Origin of the sequence: Stenotrophomonas sp. 278 (assembly GCF_003935715.1) — a bacterium.
GTDB lineage: Bacteria > Pseudomonadota > Gammaproteobacteria > Xanthomonadales > Xanthomonadaceae > Stenotrophomonas > Stenotrophomonas maltophilia_AH.
The window spans coordinates 1-4,141 of record NZ_RHPP01000223.1; the positions used below are offsets into that span (position 1 = coordinate 1).

Consider the following 4,141-nt stretch of genomic DNA (forward strand, 5'->3'; position numbering starts at 1 on the left):
GGGGGACGTGACATAGGGAACCTCCAAGTGCGAGTAAATTATCGCTTCTTGGCGTCCGTTTCAGCGGGGCAGGTTCAGATCATGGTTGAGTTGCAGGGTCTAATCTTGCGGCTACCCCTCTCTTCAGTGGTGTGCCGTGCCTGCCCTACCCCCTCCCTACCCTCGCGCCTTCTCCCACATCGGCCTGTCTGTTACCGATCTCGATGCCGCGGTTTCCTTCTATACAGAAGTCTTGGGCTGGTACCTCGTCATGCCGCCGACCAGGATTGCTGAAGACGAAAGCGCAATTGGCGTGATGTGCACGGATGTGTTTGGGCCTGGATGGGGCAGCTTCCGCATTGCACATCTATCCACTGGTGACCGGGTTGGAGTCGAAATCTTCCAGTTCAATAACGCCGAGCGTCCCGCGAACAACTTCGAGTACTGGAAGTCGGGCGTCTTCCACTTCTGTATTCAGGATCCGGACGTTGAAGGCCTGGCCGCTCGGATTGTGGCAGCTGGTGGAAAGCAGCGAATGCCGGTTCGAGAGTACTTCCCAGGGGAGAAGCCCTATCGGATGGTTTACATGGAGGATCCGCTGGGCAACATCCTGGAGATCTACAGCCACAGCTACGAGCTTACGTATTCAGCTGGCGCGTACGTCTAGCTCCACGCACACCCTCAGCCAGCTTTCGACTGCCAGGCAGTCCTCGCCAAACTGAGACACGACGGTACGGAGCAAGTGTCTCGGCTGTAGAAGTCAGAGGTCTGCAAGTTAGAAGCTGGCGAACGTAATTTTAACGATTCATCGGCGAGCCGCGCCGCTAGCCCTAAGGAGCATATGATGAAAATGAACGGCATTCGTTGGCCGGAAGGCTACCTTCCTGGTTACACCGAAAACTTTGTCTCGAATGAGCTGATCGTCCTCGGCCTTGCCGCAGCTGATGTTTGGCCGTTGCTTGAAGAGCCACGTCTGTGGCCGACCTACTACGGAAATTCAGCCAATGTGCGCTTCCACGATGGCGCCGGCCCTCTGTTGCGAAACGGGGATCGATTCTACTTTGAAACCTTTGGCTTCCCCGTGGAGGCTCAATGCGTCGAGCATGAGGCTCCTACCTCCGAGGGTCCGGGCCGGATCGCTTGGCATGGCTGGGCCGGTGAGCCCGGGTCTGCCGATCGACTTGACGTTCATCATGCGTGGATTGTCGAAGACCTTGATGGTGGCCGAGTGCGGATCCTCACGCAGGAGACGCAGAAGGGACAGCCTGCAGAAGCCCTGCGTCTGGCCAAGCCGAATCCAATGATCAATGGTCACCAGGATTGGCTGGACGGCCTGGTGGAAGCAGCTCGAGCCGCCAAGTCAACGTCCTAAGCCGGAGTAAATCCCCGTGCTTGCTCCTCTTGCTCTCCCCAAAGCCCCGTTTATGTCTGCCCTGTTTAGCCCATTCGAGCTCAAAGGTGTCACTCTTAAGAATCGTATCGCGGTGCCGCCCATGTGCCAGTACAGTGCGGAGGACGGCCGTATCAACGATTGGCATCTCAGCCACTATGCCGCGCTTGCGCGCGGAGGCGCTGGGCTCGTGATTGTCGAGGCTACCGCCGTGTCTCCGGAAGGACGCATCACCCCGGGATGTGCTGGCCTGTGGGGTGATGAGCAAATTCCAGGAATGGCAGCCATCGCTTCTGCCATCAAGCAAGGCGGTGCCGTAGCTGGCATCCAGATCGGCCACGCAGGGCGCAAGGCTAGTGCAAATCGGCCATGGCAAGGCGATGACCACATCGCAGCCGATGATCCCGCAGGATGGGCGATCCTTGTTCCCTCGCCGATCGCCTTTGGCGGCTCGCTCGATAGAGTTCCCAACGAGATGACGGTTGAGGACATTCATCGCGTTCAAGCGGATTTCGTCGCTGCAGCCAAGCGTGCGCTTGCTGCAGGATTTGAATGGCTGGAGCTTCACTTCGCTCATGGCTATCTGGCGCAGAGCTTCTTCAGCCCCGACAGCAACAAGCGGGAGGATCGCTACGGTGGCAGTGCGGAGAACAGAGCACGCTTCCTGCTGGAGACATTGGCGGCCGTCCGTAAGGTTTGGCCCGAGCATCTGCCGCTGACCGCGCGCTTTGGAGTTGTGGAGTACAACTCGCGCGATGGCCAAGCACTGGTCGACTCCATTGAGATTGGCAAAGAAATGCGAGAGTTGGGGCTTGATCTGCTCAACGTGAGCATTGGCTTCAGTGCTCTTGGTGGCCGCGTCCCATGGGGTACACAGGCGTTCCTGGCACCCCTTGCTGAGCGATTTGCTAATGAAACTGGGCTTCCGGTGGCCACAGGTTGGTGCATCGATGATCCACAGACTGCCGAGCGCGTTGTAGCGGACTGTCAGGTTGACCTAGTGATGATCGGGCGGGCCCACCTATCCAATCCGCACTATCCGTACCAAATGGCCATTGCGCTTGGCCAGGAGCTCCCAGCCAGCGTGCTACCCACGCCTTACAGCTATTGGCTGAGCAGATACAAAGGCCCGGGCAAGGCGTCGGCTCAATAGGAGCGAGCCAGCCCCCTCCTCCATCGAGCAATAGGGGCAAATGATCTGGCTCCCATCGAGAATCCCTAACGCCATTGCAAGCTGCTACCCCGCCTCAACACAGGCGGGGACAGGCACCATTAAAGTTGCTCCGCCTTGTCCGCCAGGGGTCACCGAAGCGGCTGCGTGAGCGAGACGGGATGGGAGGTCTGACTAGGCGCCGAAGAAGACTCGAGCTAGCGAGAGGCACTTGGCCGACGCTGCCTTGCCGGCATGCTCAAGCGCGAGCGCTCCGCCGCCGACAAGATGACCATCAGCACAAAGGGGTTGGCTACCTGAATCATGACTACGGACGTCTCTGAGATTGCACCTTGCAGCAGGAGAATCATCGGAATAGTGAGTAGGGCATGGAACAACACTCCCGCACCAACCAAAAGGGCTAGTGCTCGATAGCTCATACGACCCGCGCCAAAGGATGTGTAGATCATCCAAGCGCAGAGGGGGATGAAGATGATGATCGCAGTTAGCGTTCCCGCGCCGTAGCCGACCCCGAGAATCAGCGGGATCACGTGGAAGACAACGTTGATCATGATGATGCTGTAGATCGCATAGCCCCTTGAGCCAGGGCAAGGCTGGAAAGATTGAAGGCGGCGATCGCCTGCCCTGGGTGAAGACGCGTGGTGAGGACAACTACGCGATCTCAGAGCAAATCGGCTGGCAGGTCCATGTCTATGGACGAGCCAGTACTGAACTAAAGGGCTGGTGCGACAGCCGCGGCATGGCTCTTCGCGAGTTTACCTGGCACGAAGAACATGGCCGCGCTGGACGTCAGCAGGACGCTGTCTACGTTCTGCGGCCTGACACTTGGGTGGGATTGGCACAGCCAACGCAGTCCCTAGACGAGCTGCAGCGCTATTGGGATTCCCGCATGGGCAAGAGATTGAGCACGTGAGCGAGATGCAACCTAAGTGGAGTCGTCGCAAGGAGGCGCGGCCGCTCGAGATTGTAGACGCTGCGGTAGATGTTTTCCTTGAGAACGGCTTTGCTGCCGCAAAGCTCTCTGATATCGCGAAGCGCGCACGAGTCGCGAAGGGCACGATCTACCTCTACTTTGAAACCAAGGAAGAGCTGTTTCGAGCCGCAGCGCGCCAGTTGATCTCCACAAATCTGGAAGGCCTTGAGACGGCACAGGCGACCTTCGACGGGTCGATTGAGGAGCTAATCCCGACGCTCCTCCAGCGAGCGGTCTCATCAGGTGGCGATGCCCGCTTGTCTGCAGCATTGCGAATGGTGCTATCGGAGAGCCGAATGTTTCCTGAGCTTGCGAGGATCTGGCATGACGAAGTTGCATCTCGCATGATCCGGCTGGTGGCAAGCGCTGTCGAGCGGGCGCAGGCCAAGGGGACCGTCCGCGCCGGCGACTCAAATCTCATGGCCTTTTCAATCATGGCTCCGATCGTAATGGGTGTGCTGTTCCACGAGCTGTTCGGGACCTCGAGTCCGCATGCACCTGCGCTGGACAAACTTGCGTCCCAGCATGCTTCAATGATCCTTCATGGCATCGGGTTCACCCCCGTTTTCACGGACACTTACAAGAAGGCCGATCCAGGCCATGAGGAGTGTTCATGTCAAAGCGTAGA

At 58.4% G+C, this 4,141-nt stretch carries 6 protein-coding genes; 5 read left to right on the plus strand and 1 reads right to left on the minus strand.

The window, feature by feature from the left end; all coding sequences use genetic code 11:
- The first annotated feature begins 136 nt into the window (after nucleotides 1–136).
- The 3 genes from EGJ34_RS20745 (at nucleotide 137) to EGJ34_RS20755 (ending at nucleotide 2,522) form a co-directional block, all read left to right on the plus strand.
- Nucleotides 137–646, plus strand: coding sequence for a lactoylglutathione lyase family protein (locus EGJ34_RS20745; RefSeq protein ID WP_033836000.1), 510 nt, complete (start codon nucleotides 137–139; stop codon nucleotides 644–646).
- Between the two features lie 177 nt (nucleotides 647–823).
- Nucleotides 824–1,351 (plus strand): SRPBCC domain-containing protein, encoded by a 528-nt coding sequence (locus EGJ34_RS20750; protein ID WP_223224789.1) that lies wholly within the window; start codon nucleotides 824–826, stop codon nucleotides 1,349–1,351.
- Between the two features lie 16 nt (nucleotides 1,352–1,367).
- The gene (locus EGJ34_RS20755; protein ID WP_312023047.1) at nucleotides 1,368–2,522 is read left to right on the plus strand and encodes an NADH:flavin oxidoreductase/NADH oxidase; all 1,155 of its coding nucleotides are present in this window, start codon (nucleotides 1,368–1,370) and stop codon (nucleotides 2,520–2,522) included.
- A 215-nt stretch (nucleotides 2,523–2,737) separates the two neighbouring features.
- Here EGJ34_RS20755 and EGJ34_RS20760 read toward each other — a convergent pair whose 3' ends face one another.
- Nucleotides 2,738–3,091: a hypothetical protein gene (locus EGJ34_RS20760; RefSeq protein ID WP_043033501.1), complete on the minus strand. Its 354-nt coding sequence runs from the start codon at nucleotides 3,089–3,091 to the stop codon at nucleotides 2,738–2,740.
- A gap of 26 nt (nucleotides 3,092–3,117) precedes the next feature.
- Here EGJ34_RS20760 and EGJ34_RS20765 point away from each other — a divergent pair, with 26 nt between their 5' ends.
- Both EGJ34_RS20765 and EGJ34_RS20770 read left to right on the plus strand, forming a co-directional pair.
- Nucleotides 3,118–3,453 carry a hypothetical protein gene (locus tag EGJ34_RS20765; RefSeq protein ID WP_043033500.1) on the plus strand — a complete coding sequence of 112 codons (336 nt, stop codon included), beginning with the start codon at nucleotides 3,118–3,120 and terminating at the stop codon, nucleotides 3,451–3,453.
- 5 nt (nucleotides 3,454–3,458) lie between these two features.
- Nucleotides 3,459–4,141, plus strand: a 683-nt coding sequence (locus tag EGJ34_RS20770) for a TetR/AcrR family transcriptional regulator (RefSeq protein WP_148100541.1), incomplete at its 3' end; no start/stop codon positions are given.